At 70.9% G+C, this 16,389-nt stretch carries 13 protein-coding genes; 11 read left to right on the plus strand and 2 right to left on the minus strand.

Annotation, left to right across the window (positions count from 1 at the left end):
* Positions 1-864, plus strand: a complete 864-nt coding sequence (locus tag ACFYRY_RS30475) for an alpha/beta fold hydrolase (protein ID WP_389152562.1) — start codon at positions 1-3, stop codon at positions 862-864.
* A gap of 116 nt (positions 865-980) precedes the next feature.
* Here ACFYRY_RS30475 and ACFYRY_RS30480 read toward each other — a convergent pair whose 3' ends face one another.
* Positions 981-1,172, minus strand: a complete 192-nt coding sequence (locus tag ACFYRY_RS30480; protein WP_389152565.1) for a hypothetical protein — start codon at positions 1,170-1,172, stop codon at positions 981-983.
* A gap of 299 nt (positions 1,173-1,471) precedes the next feature.
* Here ACFYRY_RS30480 and ACFYRY_RS30485 point away from each other — a divergent pair, with 299 nt between their 5' ends.
* Both ACFYRY_RS30485 and ACFYRY_RS30490 read left to right on the plus strand, forming a co-directional pair.
* Positions 1,472-3,826: an MFS transporter gene (locus ACFYRY_RS30485; RefSeq protein WP_389152568.1), complete on the plus strand. Its 2,355-nt coding sequence runs from the start codon at positions 1,472-1,474 to the stop codon at positions 3,824-3,826.
* A gap of 190 nt (positions 3,827-4,016) precedes the next feature.
* Complete coding sequence (locus tag ACFYRY_RS30490; RefSeq protein ID WP_389152571.1) at positions 4,017-4,979, plus strand: DMT family transporter; 963 nt, start codon at positions 4,017-4,019, stop codon at positions 4,977-4,979.
* Positions 4,980-5,127: 148 nt separating this feature from the next.
* Here the strand turns inward: ACFYRY_RS30490 and ACFYRY_RS30495 are convergent, their stop codons facing one another.
* Positions 5,128-5,982, minus strand: a complete 855-nt coding sequence (locus tag ACFYRY_RS30495) for a LuxR C-terminal-related transcriptional regulator (protein ID WP_389152574.1) — start codon at positions 5,980-5,982, stop codon at positions 5,128-5,130.
* Positions 5,983-6,464: 482 nt separating this feature from the next.
* On the opposite strand from ACFYRY_RS30495, the gene ACFYRY_RS30500 reads away from it, so the two are divergent.
* Genes ACFYRY_RS30500 through ACFYRY_RS30535 form a run of 8 tightly spaced genes read left to right on the plus strand, consistent with a single transcriptional unit; the run spans position 6,465 to position 16,136 of the window.
* Complete coding sequence (locus ACFYRY_RS30500; protein ID WP_389152577.1) at positions 6,465-7,250, plus strand: thioesterase II family protein; 786 nt, start codon at positions 6,465-6,467, stop codon at positions 7,248-7,250.
* Between the two features lie 47 nt (positions 7,251-7,297).
* A complete protein-coding gene (locus ACFYRY_RS30505; protein WP_389152580.1) occupies positions 7,298-8,167 on the plus strand; it encodes an isocitrate lyase/phosphoenolpyruvate mutase family protein in 870 nt (289 codons plus the stop codon).
* Positions 8,164-9,135: a 3-oxoacyl-ACP synthase gene (locus ACFYRY_RS30510; protein WP_389152582.1), complete on the plus strand. Its 972-nt coding sequence runs from the start codon at positions 8,164-8,166 to the stop codon at positions 9,133-9,135. The genes ACFYRY_RS30505 and ACFYRY_RS30510 overlap by 4 nt, the downstream gene beginning before the upstream one ends.
* The gene (locus ACFYRY_RS30515; RefSeq protein ID WP_389152585.1) at positions 9,132-11,387 is read left to right on the plus strand and encodes an iron-containing redox enzyme family protein; all 2,256 of its coding nucleotides are present in this window, start codon (positions 9,132-9,134) and stop codon (positions 11,385-11,387) included. The genes ACFYRY_RS30510 and ACFYRY_RS30515 overlap by 4 nt, the downstream gene beginning before the upstream one ends.
* 54 nt (positions 11,388-11,441) lie before the next feature.
* Positions 11,442-12,650, plus strand: a complete 1,209-nt coding sequence (locus tag ACFYRY_RS30520; RefSeq protein WP_389152588.1) for an acyl-CoA dehydrogenase family protein — start codon at positions 11,442-11,444, stop codon at positions 12,648-12,650.
* 34 nt (positions 12,651-12,684) lie between these two features.
* Positions 12,685-13,818 carry a cytochrome P450 gene (locus tag ACFYRY_RS30525; protein ID WP_389152591.1) on the plus strand — a complete coding sequence of 378 codons (1,134 nt, stop codon included), beginning with the start codon at positions 12,685-12,687 and terminating at the stop codon, positions 13,816-13,818.
* A 58-nt stretch (positions 13,819-13,876) separates the two neighbouring features.
* Positions 13,877-14,941: a saccharopine dehydrogenase gene (locus ACFYRY_RS30530; protein WP_389152594.1), complete on the plus strand. Its 1,065-nt coding sequence runs from the start codon at positions 13,877-13,879 to the stop codon at positions 14,939-14,941.
* Positions 14,931-16,136: a saccharopine dehydrogenase C-terminal domain-containing protein gene (locus tag ACFYRY_RS30535; RefSeq protein ID WP_389152597.1), complete on the plus strand. Its 1,206-nt coding sequence runs from the start codon at positions 14,931-14,933 to the stop codon at positions 16,134-16,136. Before ACFYRY_RS30530 ends, ACFYRY_RS30535 begins: the two co-directional genes overlap by 11 nt.
* The last annotated feature ends 253 nt before the right edge of the window (positions 16,137-16,389 follow it).

Consider the following 16,389-nt stretch of genomic DNA (forward strand, 5'->3'; position numbering starts at 1 on the left):
ATGGCAGAAATCCACCATCGTTACGCCGACGTCCGCGGCCGGCGGTTGTTCTACCGCGAAGCCGGTCCGGCCGACGCCCCCACGCTCGTCCTGCTGCACGGCTTCCCGACCAGCTCGTCCATGTTCCGCAACCTGATCCCGCTGCTGGCCGACCGGTGGCACCTGATAGCCCCCGACCACCTGGGGTACGGGCACTCCGACGCGCCGCCGGTCACCGAGTTCGACTACACCTTCGACGCGCTCACCGACCTCACCCAGGACCTGCTCGGACAGCTCGGTGTCGACCGGTACGCGATGTACGTACAGGACTACGGGGCCCCGATCGGCTGGCGGCTCGCGCTGCGCGACCCGGCGGCTGTCACCGCCGTCATCAGCCAGAGCGGCAACGCCTACGAGGAAGGGTTCGTGGCGTCGTTCTGGAAGCCCGTCCGGGACTACTGGAACGAGCAGACCCCTCAGACCGAGGCGGGCGCCCGTCAGGCGCTCACCGCGGAGGTCACCCGCTGGCAGTACCTGAACGGCGTCACCGACGAAACCCTGGTCGATCCCGCTACCTGGCAGCGCGACTACGCGCTGCTGTCCCGCCCCGGCAACGACCTCGTCCAGCTCAAGATGTTCCTCGACTACGCCACCAATGTGCCGCTCTACCCCGCTGTGCACCGCTGGTTCCGCGAGAGTCAGGTGCCCCTGCTCGCCGTCTGGGGACGCGGCGACGAGATCTTCGGCCCTGAAGGCGCGCTCGCCTTCACGGGCGACCTGCCGAACGCCGAGATCCACCTCCTCGACGGCGGCCACTTCCTCCTCGAGAGCGCACTCGACGAGGCGGCAGCACTGATCCGCAGCTTCCTGACAGCCAACCTCTGAACCGCGGGTCAACCTGTTGCACAACCCAGCTCGGACAGTGTCTGAGCTGGGTTTTTCGTTCAGCGGATGCGGATGCGGATGCGGATGCCGTGGCGGCGCCGGAGCGTGCCAGCCGGCTAATCGTCCCCCATGCTGCTCCGCCGTGAGCGGGAAGTGCGGCTCGCGCTTCGGGCGAACTCGCTGCCGAGCAGAGTGGCCTTGGCCACGACACGTGCCCAGCGCGGGGCGTCGCCCCGGGCCTCCCAGTAGACGCAGGCGCAGCCGCCGATGACCAGCAGAACGACGACCGCCAGTATGAGCACAAGCATGCTCGACCCCCCATTTCATGTCATGGTCCGCGTCATCGTCTCAGGCGGGGCGGTGATCTGACGTCCCGTGGGCTCTCGGACGTGACCCGAATTCGGCCGTCGGCTGCACCGATCGGTCGGTTTCGGTGAAGGAAATGTAAGGACAGTCCGTCACTTTTTGTGACGTGCCCCACAGTATGTCCGGGGGCGATCGAAACGTTTGAGTTTCGCTGTACGAGTACCTAGGTTTGCTGTACGAAACGGTTTCGGACCGGTGTGGGAGGTCCGGGCAATCCAAGCCCCTTGAGGGGAGCACCATCGTGGAAGCCATTCCGGCCGCCGCCGCCGCAGTCCAGGCCGGTCCGTCCGGCCACACTCATGTCCCGCCGAAGCACCGGTGGTGGGCGCTGGCCGTGATCGGCCTCGCCCAGCTGATGGTCGTACTCGACGCCACCATCGTGAACATCGCGCTGCCGTCCGCCCAGCAGGATCTGGGCTTCGACAACAACGGGCGGCAGTGGATCGTCACCGCCTACTCCCTGGCCTTCGGCAGTCTGCTGCTGCTCGGCGGTCGGCTCGCCGACCTGTTCGGCCGCAAGACGACGTTCATCGTCGGCATCGTCGGCTTCGCCGCCGCCTCCGCGGTCGGCGGTGCGGCCAACGGCTTCACCATGCTCGTCATCGCGCGCGCGGTGCAGGGGCTGTTCGGCGCGCTGCTCGCGCCCGCGGCGCTCTCCCTGCTGACCACGACCTTCACCGAGGCCAAGGAACGCGCCAAGGCGTTCGGCATATTCGGGGCCATCGCCGGTTCCGGCGCCGCGGTCGGCCTGGTCCTCGGCGGGCTGCTCACCGAGTACCTGGACTGGCGCTGGACGCTGTACGTCAACGACGTGATCGCGATTCCCGCGCTGATCGGCGCGATCGTCTTCATCGGGCGCTCCGTCCCGGCCGAGCGGCCCAAGTTGGACATCTTCGGTGCCGTGCTGGTCTCCGGCGGTCTGTTCGGCGTCGTCTACGGCTTCGCCAACGCGGAGACGCACGACTGGGACAACTGGATGACCTGGGGCTTCCTCGCCGCGGGTGGTGTGCTGCTGGTGGCGTTCTTCCTGTGGCAGACCCGTGCGAAGCACCCGGTGCTGCCGCTGAGGGTCCTGGCCGACCGTGACCGCGCCGGCGCGCTGGCGACCGTGCTCATCTCGTCCGCCGGGATGTTCGGCGTCTTCCTCTTCCTCACCTACTACCTGCAGTCGACGCTGGGTTATTCGCCGGTGAAGAACGGCGTGGCCTTCCTGCCGATGGTGGGCGCGCTGATGGTGCTGGCGCAGCTGTCCACCAACTGGCTGGTGCCGAAGATCGGGCCGAAGATCGTGGTGCCCGTCGGCATGCTGCTCGCCCTGGGCGGCATGATCTGGCTGACCCGCCTCGGCCTGCACAGTGACTACGCGACCCATGTGCTGCCGCCGCTGCTGCTGCTCGGCGCCGGGCTCGGTATGTCGATGCCGGTGGCGATGAGCTACGCGACCCTGGGTGTGGAGGCCCACGACCAGGGCGTGGCGTCGGCGGCCGTCAACACCACGCAGCAGGTGGGCGGTTCGATCAGCACCGCGCTGCTGAACACCCTGGCCGCCAGCGCCGCCACCGCCTATGCGGCTGACCATCTGTCCGATCCGCTGGTCAAGGCGAACGCGGCGCTGCACAGTTACACCGTCGCCTACTGGTGGTCGGCGGGCTTCTTCGCCTTCGCCGCGATCATCACGGCGCTGCTGTTCCGCGCCAAGAAGAGGGTGAGCGCGCCCGCGCCGGAGGCCGAGGTCGAGGCGGGGGGCGAGGCCGGGGTCGAGGACACGGCTGCGAACCCGGTCACGCCGGTGGCCGTCGCCGCCGTCCGTGCGAACGCGGACCGTGCGGACGCGGACCGTGCGGCCGCCGTCCGCGGGCAGGTGAGGGACGGTGCGGGTGCACCCGTAGCCCGCACCGCGATCACCCTGCTGGACAGCTCGGGTCACCAGTTGGCCCGCGCCGTCTCCGGTGCCGACGGTACGTACGCCATGGACACGTCCGAGCGGGGGAGCCTGGTCCTCATCGGCTCGGCGCCCGGTTACCAGCCGCAGGTCGTCACCCTGAGCCTGAACGGCGAACCCGTCTCCCGCGACCTCGTGGTCCTGCCCAGCCCGGGCGGCCTCGCCGGTACGGTGCGCGGCGGGGACGGCGAGGCCCTGCCCGCCGCGCTGGTGGTGGCCACCGACCAGCGCGGTGACGTGACGGCCTCCGTCACCACCGGAACGGACGGCGGTTACCGGATCGGCGACCTGCTGCCCGGCGACTACACGCTCAGTGTCAGCGCGCCCGGTCACCGCCCGGCCGCTGTGCCGGCCACCGTCTCCGCCGAGACGCCCCGCTGCGACATCCAGCTCTCCGTCGCGGCGACCCTGCAGGGCACGGTGCACAACCAGGACGGACGTGCGCTGGACGACGCCCGGGTCACGCTGATCGACGCCGCCGGCAACGTCGTCGGTACGCGCACCACGAGTGTCGACGGGAGCTACGCCTTCACCGACCTCGCCAACGAGCAGTACACGGTGATCGCCAGTGGCTACCCGCCGGTGGCGACGCAGGTCACCGTGAGCGGCAGCCAGGAGGGCGTCGACATCCTGCTGGGCCACAAGGCCGTCTAGGGGAGTGTGACCGAGAAGGTCGTGACAGCGTCCGCCGCTCCGGAGAACCGGGCGGCGGGCGCCGTGCGTTCGGCCGCTGTCGGCAGGAGAGCGGTCCGGAGGCGGCACCGGCGAGCGAAGGTCCACGTACTGATCGCGGCACTCGTCATCGTTCCGTTTGATGACCCCTACACATGGTTAGATCGCTCGCATGAATCCACTGAGTGAGCGTTCCGAGATGGACCGTGGCGCCCTGCTTGCCGCCTCGGTCACCGTCTTCTTATGGGCTTCGGCTTTTGTGTCCATCCGTGCCTCGGCGGACTATTTCGGCCCCGGTGCCCTGGCCCTCGGGCGGCTCGCGACGGGCTCCCTCGCGCTGGTGTGCGTTCTCCTGGTCAAGCGGGGAGGCATACCGCCCCGTAAGGCATGGCCCGGGATCATCATGTCCGGAGTGCTCTGGTTCGGGTGCTACATGGTGGCGTTGAACTGGGGCGAGCAGAAGGTCGACGCCGGTACCGCCTCCATGGTCGTCAACATCGGCCCCATGGTGATCGCGCTGCTGGGCGGCTGGCTGCTCAAGGAAGGGTTCCCGCCCCTGCTGCTCGCCGGTATGGGCGTGTCCTTCGTGGGCGCGGTCGTGGTGGGCTTCTCCACCTCCGGTGACGGTTCGTCATCGGTGCTGGGTGTGGGGCTGTGCCTGCTGGCGGCCCTGGTCTACGGGGCCGGAGTGGTGTCGCAGAAGCCCGCGCTGCGGCATGCCACCCCGATGCAGGTGACGACGTTCGGATGCCTCATCGGCACCGTCGCCTGCCTGCCGTTCAGCGGCCAGCTCGTCTCGGATCTGTCCGACGCGCCGCTCTCGGCGACCCTCAACGTCGTCTACCTGGGCCTGTTCCCGACCGCCCTGGCGTTCAGCACCTGGGCCTACGCGCTGTCGCGGACCACCGCGGGCAAGCTGGGCGCGACCACCTACGCGGTGCCGGCGATCGTCATCCTCATCTCCTGGGTCGCCCTGGACGAGGTGCCTGGTTGGGTCACGCTCCTCGGCGGTGCCATCTGCCTGGGCGGCGTGGCCGTCTCCCGGCTGCGCCCCAGCCGCGCCTCCCAGACGCCGCCGGCGGTCCCGCCGGTCCAGGAGGACACTCCGGCCTCCTCGGTGGAGCCGACGCGCTGACCTGGGCGTAGACGGGGGCGGGGGGTGCGCACGACTGCACGACTTGGGGGGAGTGCCAGGCGCACCTGGGCATGGGCCGTCCTCGCCCGACTTCCCCCCTCGCAATACGCGTGAGCGCCCCTGGGACCCCCCGGCACTCCGGGGGCGCTCACAGCACGAGCGTGGTCTCGTCCCTGCCCAGCAGATAGCCGAGCTGCAGCCGCGTGTTCGCCCCCAACTGCTGTTTCATCGCCGCGATATGACCCTGTAAAGACCGTTCGCTGATACCGAGGCGGCGTGCGATCCGCTTGTCGGAGTAGCCGCCGATGAGCAGCCCGCTGATCGACTCGCGCAGCGACGGGATGACGTCGTCGGCGGCCTTCGCGGCGTGCAGGGGGACGAACGGGAAGGACTTCGCGCGGTCCCAGGAGCGCTCGAAGATGTCCTTGAGGAAGCGCACGATCGCCGGTTCCCTGATTGCCAGTCCCACGGTTCGGCTCTCGTTGGCGGAAATGAACGCCACGGAGTCGTCGATGATGATGAGGCGGTCGAAGAATTCCGCCAGGGTCCGGACTCTTACTCCGTAATCCGTGACCGCCCGTACGTAGTTCTTCGTCGCCTCATCGAAACGCGTGGTGTGCTGATAGAGCGTTCGCATGGCGATGCCGGCCTCGATGTGGCGCCGTACGGATTTCAGGGCGTCGTCCAGGACCTGGCCCGGGCGGGGGCCGTCGGGCTGCGCGGTCAGTATTTCCTTGCGCGCGCCCTTGAGGGCGTCATCGATGGCGGAGTTGATCGCGTCCAGCCCGTGCAGGTATGCGATGCGGGATTCTTCGGAAAACGACACGCTAACTGACTGCTTCGTTCTGGTGATGTCAGTGAGGCCGCCACTGGTTAGCCGTGACAGCGTTGCCAACTGTTCGGCAATCGCTCGCAGCGCCCCCTCCGGCCCCTCCTGCGGTGGAGCCGTTTCGATCCCGAATCGTTCTGATGTGTCCATGTCTGCGTGGTCGATCGACGTCATGACCATACCCCCCTGGTGTCCGGTTTCGACGATTTTTCGACGAAATGGATCCCTCGGCTTTCGGCGGTGCGGAAACCCGAGCCATCTTAAATCTTCAGTCCGGGCCCGGGGCAAGGAAGTCTGAAGCCAGGTGGTCAGTTTGAGCCGCAGATCGCCTCAGTGGTTGGTGTCGGGCGAGCCCCCTTGCCACCCTCTGAAAAATTCCCCTCGATTCCTGCATGTGTGTTTGGCAAGAGAGGTATGGGTGCATGTCGATGAGTTCTTTACTCTCCCGCATATCCGGACGTTCTTCGTTCGGGGCCCGCGTCGGATTCGCTGTCGCCACCCTTGTGCTGACGGGAACACTGGGAGTCTGTGTACTCCCGCACTCGGACTCGCAGCACCGGGTCGAAGCCGCCACGGACGGCGACGTCGGCTGGAATGTGGCCGGTCCCCGGACGGCCGGCTGACCGTTCCAAGGCGCGAGAGATCGGTAAAATCCTGTGAGTTCTAGTCCGTGGTTTCTGCGTGACCCGGCGGCGCCCGAGCGCGCGGCCCGCATCTACTGCTTCCCCCACGCGGGCGGAAACCCGCGTTCGTTCCTCGGCTGGCAGCGGGATCTGGGAGACGACGCCGAGATCGTCGCAGTGTGCCCCCCGGGCCGTGGCCCCCGATACCAGGAACCCTCCGCCACTGACGTGATGGATCTCGCCGACGGCGCGGCCGCCGCCATCGTCGCCGCCGCCGACCGGCCGTTCGTCCTGTTCGGGCACAGCTTCGGCGCGGTCCTGGCCTTCGAGGTCGCCCGCCGTCTCGGCGGCCTGCCCGACTGCCGCCACCTGGTCGCCTCCGGCTGCTCCGCGCCCGCGCTGCTGCCCAGCGCACGCGTGGTGGAGACCGCGCGCCTGGAGGGCCGCGCGTTCACCGAGGCCGTGGGCTTCTTCGGCGGGCTGCCCCCCGAAGTGGTCGCCGACGAGGCCTTGCAGGAGCTGCTGCTGCCGAACCTGAAGGCCGACTTCCGCATGGTCGCCCAGTACACCTACCGGCCGGCCGCCCCCCTGTCCGTGCCCGTCACCCTCATCAACGGGGTGGACGACCCGCACGTGAAAGAGGCCGGTCTCGAGCCGTGGGCGCGTGAATGCGCCGACGAGCCGGCCCAGCACTGGGTCGACGGCGGCCACTTCTACTTCGACGGCCGTCCCAGCGCCGTCACCGATGTCCTGCGGTCGCTCCTCGACGCCGATCCTGGCGTGAATCCACCTGGTGGTACGCATGTTGAGGTTATCTGAGCAGTGCCTCACACCTGCCTCACCAGCACCGCAGAGGGGATTCGCGCATGAGCCAGTCCGCCACCGACCAGTACCGACGGGCCGTCACCTTCCACAAGCTCCATGAGGGCCCCGACCCCTTCGTCGTCCCCAACCCGTGGGACGCGGGCACCGCACGTGTCCTGACCGGGCTCGGTTTCTCCGCGCTCGCCACCACCGGCGCGGGTCTGGCCCACGTCTGTGGTCTGCCCGACGGCTCCCTCACCCGCGAGCAGATCCTCGACAACGCCCGGTCGATCGTCGCCGCGACCACGGTGCCGGTGACGGCGGACCTGGAGAGCGGATTCGGTGACACGCCCGAGGAGGTCGCCGAGACCATCCGGCTTGCCGCCGCCGCGGGCCTGGTCGGCGGCTCGATCGAGGACTCCACCGGCCGCGCCGACGACCCCGTACGCCCTCTGGAGGAGGCCGTCGAGCGGGTGGCCGCCGCCGTCGCCGCGGCCAGGGAGCTCGACTTCCCCTTCACGGTGACCGCGCGGGCGGAGAACTTCTTCCAGGGCAGGCCCGACCTGCCGGACACGCTCCGCCGGCTGAAGGCGTACGAGGAGGCCGGCGCCGATGTGCTCTACGCGCCCGCACTCCCGGACGCCGACGCGATCCGCGCGGTGTGCTCCGCCGTCACCCGCCCCGTCAACGTCCTGATGGGCTCGCCCGCCCTGCCGCTGACGGTGGCCGAACTGGGCGCCCTGGGTGTGCGCCGGATCAGCGTCGGCTCCGCGATGTCCCGGGCCGCGCTCGGCGCGGTCGTCCGCGCGGCGACGGAGATCCGTGACCTCGGCACCTTCGGGTTCGGCGCGGAAGCCGTCCCGTACCCCGATGCCAACGCGATGATGGCGCCGGCCCCACCGGCCGGCCCGGAGAGTGATCCCGCACCGTGAACCTCGCACAGGTATATCTGTCCGCCCCCCGCTACGTCATAGGTGAGACCGAGGCCGACCACACCACCGTCAAGGACCTGTCCCGCAAGGCCCGCGAGTTCGGGATGCCCCCCAAGGCGTCGCTGTGGGGCTGGGGCAGCGTCCGGCGCACGAACGAGAGCCTGGAGACCCTGGCCGTGCGCAGCGGTCTGGCGGCGCTGAACGCCGCCGGGACCGACCCCTCGTCCGTCGACTGTCTCGTGCTGTGTTCGACCCGTTTCCCCGGCGGCCCGCGCACCCATGGCAAGTTCATGGAAACGGTGATGTCCGGACTCGGCCTGGACAACGCCGCGTTCACCGGCGTCACCCTCAACCGCTGCACCAACCTCCTGGTGGGCCTGCGCACCGCACAGGCGATGGTGGCCGCCGGACACCACCGCACGGTGCTGGTCGTCAGCACCGACCGGATCTCCGACGAAGCGGTGCGGATGGAGAACTTCGCCCTGTTCAGCGACGGCGCCGCCGCCGCCCTGGTGAGCGACGTTCCGCAGGGCCCGGACGCCTACGAGATCGTGGCCGGGGCGTCCGCGCAGGACCCCCGGGCGCTGGAGTGGACCAACGAGATCAGCTCCGACCTCGCCCGGGTGGTCAACGAACGCATCCTGGCCGCCGCCGACATGAAGATCGGCGACATCGACGGTGTCCTGCACCTCAACCTGTACAAGCCCCTCGTCGTGCTCAAGGAACGTCAGGCCGGGTTCACCAAGGAGCAGTTGTTCCTCGACAACATCCCGCGCATCGGACACTGCTTCGCCGCCGACCCGCTCATCAACCTCGCGGACCGGGCCACGGCCGGGCAGCTGCGGGACGACGGCCACTACCTGCTGGCGGCAAGCGTGCCCGGCGTCCGGGTCGGCGTGCTGCTGCGCAAACTGCCGACCGCACCGACCGCCGAGGCGGCGGCAAACGAGACCCGGGAGCTTCGATGAACGCACCGACCGGATTCCCCCTTCCCGACCTGACCACGTCGCTGCCCCGCGCCCCCTTCCACGTCAGCCCCAAGGCTGCCGAGGAGGCCGCGGCGGTCATCGCCGGGGAACCGGACGGAATCTTCCGGCAGTTACTCGGCGACCAGGAGAGCGAGACCACGCTGCTCGTCGCCCGGCACGCCCTGGACGCGTTCCTCGCCGCCACCCGGTCAACGTCGCAGCCCGAGGCCCAGCAGCCCGCGGACGCCGACGCCATCGCCGCGTGGGTGGAGCGGACCCGCACCGAGCTCACGCCGGACCTCCTCGCGCTGCGTGAGGCCGCCCCCGAGACACGTGAGCTGGTACTGCGTCAGCGTGCCCCCCTCGCACTGCTCGGCGGCTGCTGGCTCGACACCGTCTCGCAGGCCGCCACCCAGCCCTCCGTCATCGTCAACCGCCTCTTCGGGCAGTACTTCCAGCTGCAGGGTGAGGGCATCCCGCAGCGCGGGCAGCTGGCCCGGCGCCGGCGGGCCCTGACCGAACTGGGCGTCCACCTGCCCGAGATCGAGGCCGCGGACTTCCTCCGGCAGGCCTCGGCCCGCCCGCTGACCGTCCTGCATGCCTCCTTCCACCTCGCGCTCTCCCGGCTGCCGGCCTCCTTCCTGCCGGAAGTCGTCGGCGTGCACTACGCCATGGCCGCGCTGGGCGTCGACGACCTGCTGCTGGGCACCGAGCCGCACCTGCCGGAGACCGGGGCCCGTACCGTCCTCGCGGACTACCTCTCGTTCACCGACCAGTCGCCGACCGGCGACGAGGACCGCCGCCGCACGCTCACCGCGATCGCCCTCGTCCTCAGGCTGGAGCGGGAACACACCGCCCTGCTCACCGAACTGGCCGCCTGGCACGAGGGGCTCTCCCTGGACGCCAGGGTCGCGCAGATCGTGGCCCGGCACGCGCCGTTCGCCGGCGGCCAGCACCGCAGCGTCCGCATGGGCGACCGGCGGCTGTCCGACTGGTTCGACGGCGACACCGTCGACCTGGCCGCGTTCGTCGCCGAATTCCGCGCTTCCCGGCAGCTGAGGACGGGCCGCGACGGAACCTGCCGGTTCCTGAAGTCCATCAAGTTCGGCGGCCCGATGTTCGGCATCTTCGACGAGCGCGAGGCGGCCACCTTCGCGGCGTGGGCGCAGGCCGTGGCAGCGGGCGAACCCGCCGATCTCGACTTCGCCCCCAACACCGCGGGGGACGACCGGGCCGACGAGTGGACCCGGGCGCTGCGCGGCAGGGCACCCGAGGACCTCGATGACATCGTTCTCGCGGACGCCGACAGCGGGCTGGACGACCGGCGGTTGTTCCACCGCGTCGTCAACGTCGAGCAGTACCCCCACATCCTGTCCGTGGCCCGGGACCGGGCCGAGGCGGGCCTGGCCGACGCGGAGATCCTCTTCACCCACGGCGGCGGCGGACGGCTCACCGACGCCGAGTACTTCGACTACACGCCCGAGGCGCTGATGGAGCGGGTCGAGCGCGTCTACTGGGACAAGCTGGTCGACCCCTACCAGCCGCTCACCGAGATACCGCACCGCGACGAGGTCATCTTCGAGCAGACGACCTTCGCCCTCGGCAGCCTCATCGACGGCACCTGGGCCCACCGCATCGGCAACCTCGGCCGCAACCACCGGCAGAGCGACGCCATGCTGTTCGGGATCTACGCCGACGAAATGGGCCGCGGCGACGTCACCAAGAACCACATCACCCTCATCCACCAGGTCCTCGCCAGCATGGACATCCACCTGCCGCACATCCGGCAGCCGGAGTTCCTCGAGCAGGGCGACCTCCCCGACCACCTCTACGGCTTCTCCATCCACCAGGTCTGCCTGTCGCTCTTCCCCGACACGCTCTACAACGAGATCCTCGGATACAACCTGGGCATCGAGATGTTCGGCCTGGGGGAGATGCGGCTCCACGAGATCCAGAAGCTGCGCCGGTACAACCTCGACGTCTCCTACGAGGAGGCCCATCTGTCGATCGACAACTTCTCCGCCGGACACGCCCGGCAGTCGGCCGACATCATCGTCTCCTACCTCGACGACGTGCGGCGCAACTCCGGCGACGCGGCCGTCCAGCAGGAATGGCGCCGCATCTGGCGCGGCTACGCCTCCTTCGCCTACTTCGTCGAGCACCAACTCGTCAAGCAGATCCGGGCGCAGGAGACGACACCGGCGGCTTCCGCGCCCACCGCCCCGAGCGACGACGTCGACCTGCTCATCTGACCTTCCGTGCACGACCTCCGCCCTCCGCCCCTCTTCCCAGCACGGAGAACCACCTTGGACCCGACCACGAGCTTCGATCCGGACATCCTGGCGCTCCCCTTCTACGACGACCGGCACCGTCGCCTCGCCGACGCCATCGGCACCTGGTGCGACGACCGCACCGCCCTGTGGGACGAGGTCCGCGCGGAGGATCCGGACAAGGCCGGTCTGAGCCTCGTACGGCAGTTGGGGGAGGACGGCTGGCTCGCCTTCCTGGAGCCCGGATCCGACCCCGAGGAACGACCCGGCGACTTCCGCGCCATCTGCCTCATGCGTGAGGCGCTCGCGTACGCCGAGGACCTGGCCGACTTCGCCTTCTCCATCCAGGCACTGGCCGCGACGCCCCTGATCCGCTTCGGCAACGACGACCAGAAGCTCCGCTACCTGCCGGGCATGGCGCGGGGCTCACTCGTCGGCGCCTTCGCGGTCTCGGAGGAACAGGCGGGCTCCGACGTCGCCGCCGTCGGCCTCACCGCCGAACGCACCGATGACGGCGGCTATCTCCTCAACGGGCACAAGGCGTGGATCGCCAATGGCACCATCGCTGATGTGTACATCGTCATCGCCCGTACCGGCGAAGGCCCCGGCCCGCTGGGACTGACGGCCTTCCTGGTGCCCGCCGACACCCCCGGCGTACGGGTCGGCGACCGGCCCGTCCCGATCGCCCCGCGCTCGTTCGCCCACCTCGCCTTCGAGGACTGCCGGGTGCCGGCCGAGGCCGTGCTGGGCAAGCCCGGCAGGGGCTTCGTCATCGCCATGGACCTGCTCGAACGTTTCCGGATGACCGTGGGCGCGGCGGCACTCGGTTTCGCCCGCCGGGCCGCCGACACCGCCCTGGCACGCGCCCGGACCCGGCAGGTCGGCGGCGGCCTGCTCATCGACCACCAGCTGACCAAGGCGTCCCTGGCCGACATGGACGTCCAGCTCAACGCGGCCGCCCTGCTGGTGGCCCGGGCCGCCTGGGAGGCCGACCGGGGCAACCCGCGCTTCGCCCGCCACTCCAGCATCGCCAAGCTGCACGCCACCGAGGAGGCCCAGCGCATCGTCGACACCGCCGTGCAACTGCTCGGTGCCTCCGGTGTGGTGAAGGACAGCGTCACCGAGCGCCTGTACCGGCAGATCCGGTCCCTGCGCATCTACGAGGGCACCTCGGAGATCATGCGGCTGACCATCGCGGGGACCCTCGACACCCGTCGTGCCGACCGTGCCGCCCGCGACCTGTGACCACCCCACCGTCGAGCCGACAAGGAGTTCCCGGGTGACCACCCCGATCGAAGCGGTCCGGCAGCCGGACCCGTACCCCTACTACGCGACGCTGGTGGCCGAGCGTCCGCTGGCCTTCGACGAGGCCGTGGGCGCGTGGGTGGCCTGCGACGCGGCGGCGGTACGAGCCGTACTGGACGCCACCGCCCTCAGGGTGCGCCCGCCCGCCGAGCCGGTGCCCGCGGGCATCGTCGGAACGTCGGCCGGTGACGTCTTCGGCGACCTGGTCCGGATGACCGACGGCGAACCGCAGCACCGTCTGAAGGCGGTGGTCGTCGACGCGCTGGGGCAGGTCGACACGGCGCGCGCGGCTGACCTGGCCGCCGTACGGACCCGCGAGGTCCTCGCGGCAGGCGGCCGGCCGCCCTTCGAGGAGCTGATGTTCGGTGTGCCCGCCCGGGTCGTGGCTGCCCTCTGCGGGCTCGACCGGGGCACGGACGCCGAAGCCGCCCGGCTCATCGGCGACTTCGTCCAGTGCATCCCCGCGTCCGCCACCCCCGAGCAGCAGAAGGCCGCGGCGCTCGCGGCCGGCCGGCTCCAGGAGCTGCTGGGCCCCGGCATCGAGCGGGGCGAGGACGGCACCGGCCTGCTCGCCGACCTGGTACGGGCCGCACGCCACGCCTCCTGGTCCCGCACCGCCCCGCTGCTGGCCAACGCGGTCGGCTTCCTGTCCCAGACCTACGACGCCACGGCCGGTCTGATCGGCAACACCCTGGTGGCGCTGGCGCGCGGTGCGCGGCTGCCCTCCGGCCTCGCCGAAGCCGAGGCGTTCGTCCGCGAGGTCGTACGCCATGACGCGCCGATCCAGAACACCCGCCGCTTCGCCGCCGAGCCGTTCCGCCACGGCGACGCCGAGATCGCCCCGGGCGAGCAGGTGCTGGTGGTCCTCGCCGCCGCCAACCGCGACCCGGCCGCCAACCCCGATCCGCACACCTTCCGGCCCGGCCGCCCGGACCCGGCGGTCTTCACCTTCGGCGCCGCGGCCCACCGCTGCCCCGGGCAGGCCCTGGCCGTCACCGTGACGGTCGCGGTCGTCCGCGAGCTGCTCGCGGCGGGTTTCGACCCGGCTCAGCTGCCGGCCGAGGTGACGTACCGGCCGTTGGCCAACGCCCGCATCCCGGTGCTCTAGCCGTCGCGCGAGCCACATACAGCACCCCGCACGAACAAAGAGAGAGAGTACGAAGCCGATGTCGGACAGGCCACGCTTGTGGATGCGGCACGAGTCCCGTACCGGTGAGCGCCGGGCACCGCTCGTCCCCGAGGACGCCGCGCGGCTCGTCGCGCAGGGCGTCGAGATCACCGTGGAGGAGGCGCCGCAGCGTGCCTTCCCGCTGGCGGACTACGTCGCGGCCGGCTGCCGCACCGCGCCGTCCGGCAGCTGGACCGAGGCCCCGCGCGACCACTACGTCCTGGGCTTGAAGGAACTGCCCGACGAGCCCGGGCACCTGGTCCACCGCCACATCTACTTCGGCCACGCCTACAAGGGCCAGACCGGTGCCCGGGAGCTGCTCGGCCGGTTCGCGCCCGACGGCGGCGCGCTGCTGGACCTGGAGTACCTGACGGACGAGGACGGCCGGCGTCTGGCCGCGTTCGGGTACTGGGCCGGATACGTCGGCGCCGCCCTGGCCGTGCTCCAGCACCGCGGGCTGCTCAGCGCCCCGTTGCAGCCGCTGGACCGGGCCGCGCTGGACGCCCGGCTCGCCGCCACCGAGTCACCGGCGACCGAGAGGGCCCTGGTGATCGGCGCGCTCGGCCGCAGCGGCCGCGGCGCCTGCGACGCCCTGGAGACGGCGGGCATCACCCCCACCCGCTGGGACGTGGCCGAGACCCGCGACCTGGACCGGACGGCACTGCTCGACCACGACATCCTGGTCAACACCGTGCTCACCACCCGGCCCGTGCCGCCCTTCCTCACGTCCGCGGACCTCGACAACCCCGAGCGGCGCCTGTCCCTCATCGCGGATGTCACCTGCGACGTCACCTCCGAGTGCAACGTCCTGCCGGTCTACGACGAGATCACCGACTGGGAGCACCCGGTCCGGCGGCTGCGCGAAGGCGCCCGGCCGGCCGACCTCATCGCCATCGACAACCTGCCCTCGCTGCTGCCCGTGGAGTCCAGCCGTGCCTTCTCGGCCGAGCTGTACCCCGAGTTGCTGCGTCTGAACGACTCCGGCACGGCCTGGGAGCGCGCGCTGCTGGCCTTCGAGACCGCGGTCGCCACCAACCTCAAGGGAAGCACCCGTGCCAGTTAGCCGAAACACCCCCGAGGCGGCCGCTCCGGCCCCCGCGAGCGGCACCGTCCACTGGATAGGCACCGGCCTGTCCACCGGCCCGTCGGGCCTGGGCCTGCTGTGCGAGCGTGCCGAGCGCGTGGTGCTGTGGGACCGTACCGCCGAACGCGCCGCGGACCGCCTGACCGCGCTCGGCCTGACCGGCCGCGCCGAGGCCCGCGCGCTCACCGACGACGCCCTCCAGAACGCGGTCGGCGCCGGCGACGTGATCGTCTCCATGCTGCCCGCCGCCGAACACCCCCGCCTGTTGCGGCTGGCCCTGGACCGCCGGGCCCACTTCGCCTGCACCAGCTACGTCTCCGACGAGCTCACCGAACAGGCCGCGGCCGCGGCGGACGCGGGCGTCGTGGTGCTCACCGAGGCCGGACTCGACCCGGGCATCGACCACCTGATGGCCCACCGGCTCGTCGAGAGCGCCCGCGCGGCGGTCGGCGACACGGCCGAGTCGGTCGACTTCACCTCGTACTGCGGTGGCATTCCCGCCGTGCCCAACGACTTCCGCTACCGCTTCAGCTGGGCGCCCTACGGTGTCCTGGCCGCCCTCGGTTCCCCGGCCCGCACCATCGACCAGGGCGTGGAGCGCACAGTGGCCCGCCCCTGGGAGGCGCTGCGCACCCACCGCCTCGGCGGTGAGGACTTCGAGGTCTACCCCAACCGCGACAGCGTGCCGTTCGTGGCCCAGTACGGCATACCGGAGGGCTGGCGGCTGCGCACCTTCGTCCGCGGCACCCTGCGCAACGCGGGCTGGGGGAAGGCCTGGAGCGATGTCTTCGCCACCGTGAGCACCGGCGACCAGGAACAGATCCGTTCCCTGGCCAAGGAACTGGCCGCCCGCCATCCCACCACCGACGCCGACCGCGACCGCGTCGTGCTGTCCGTCGCGCTCGACGTCCGTGCGGCCGGCGGTGTGCGCTGGCAGGGCTCCTGCCTGCTGGACCTGACCGGCGACGAGACCGAGAGCGCCATGGCGCGCTGTGTGTCCCTGCCGCTCGCCTTCGGCATCACCCGGATCCTGGCCGGGGCGCTGCCCGCCGGCTTGAACCGGGCCGCGGAGTCCGCCGACGAGGTCACTCGCTGGCTGGAGTTCCTGGACGGGGCCGGGCTGCACTGCGCGTTCGCCGACGGTGCCCCCGCCCCCGGCGGAGAGGGGGTGTGACCGCGCGGCACCCGGTGGCCCGGCGGAGTTCGACCGCCGGGCGGGCGCCGACCCGGAGAACCTGAGCCCCCGCCGCATCGCCGGCCTCCCGTTCGTGGTCGGCCCCGGCACCGCCGTCCGGGCGGTGTCCGCGCACCGGCCGCCGCACCCGGGCCGCGACCACCACCGCCGCCCGACGGACCGGGGCGAAGCCCGGTCCCGACCGAGCCCACGAGGGCCTGAATCGCCCGGCTCATCCTCGACGACCCCCGCC

The sequence above is a fragment of the Streptomyces sp. NPDC005263 genome (genome assembly GCF_042872365.1).
Lineage (GTDB): Bacteria > Actinomycetota > Actinomycetes > Streptomycetales > Streptomycetaceae > Streptomyces.

Excerpts from the sequence above, each read along its gene's own strand:
- ACFYRY_RS30475 (WP_389152562.1), top strand. The coding sequence starts at position 1 with ATGGCAGAAATCCACCATCGTTACGCCGACGTCCGCGGCCGGCGGTTG.
- ACFYRY_RS30480 (WP_389152565.1), bottom strand. The coding sequence starts at position 1,172 with ATGCTTGTGCTCATACTGGCGGTCGTCGTTCTGCTGGTCATCGGCGGC.
- ACFYRY_RS30490 (WP_389152571.1), top strand. The coding sequence starts at position 4,017 with ATGAATCCACTGAGTGAGCGTTCCGAGATGGACCGTGGCGCCCTGCTT.
- ACFYRY_RS30495 (WP_389152574.1), bottom strand. The coding sequence starts at position 5,982 with ATGACGTCGATCGACCACGCAGACATGGACACATCAGAACGATTCGGG.
- ACFYRY_RS30505 (WP_389152580.1), top strand. The coding sequence starts at position 7,298 with ATGAGCCAGTCCGCCACCGACCAGTACCGACGGGCCGTCACCTTCCAC.
- ACFYRY_RS30515 (WP_389152585.1), top strand. The coding sequence starts at position 9,132 with ATGAACGCACCGACCGGATTCCCCCTTCCCGACCTGACCACGTCGCTG.
- ACFYRY_RS30530 (WP_389152594.1), top strand. The coding sequence starts at position 13,877 with ATGTCGGACAGGCCACGCTTGTGGATGCGGCACGAGTCCCGTACCGGT.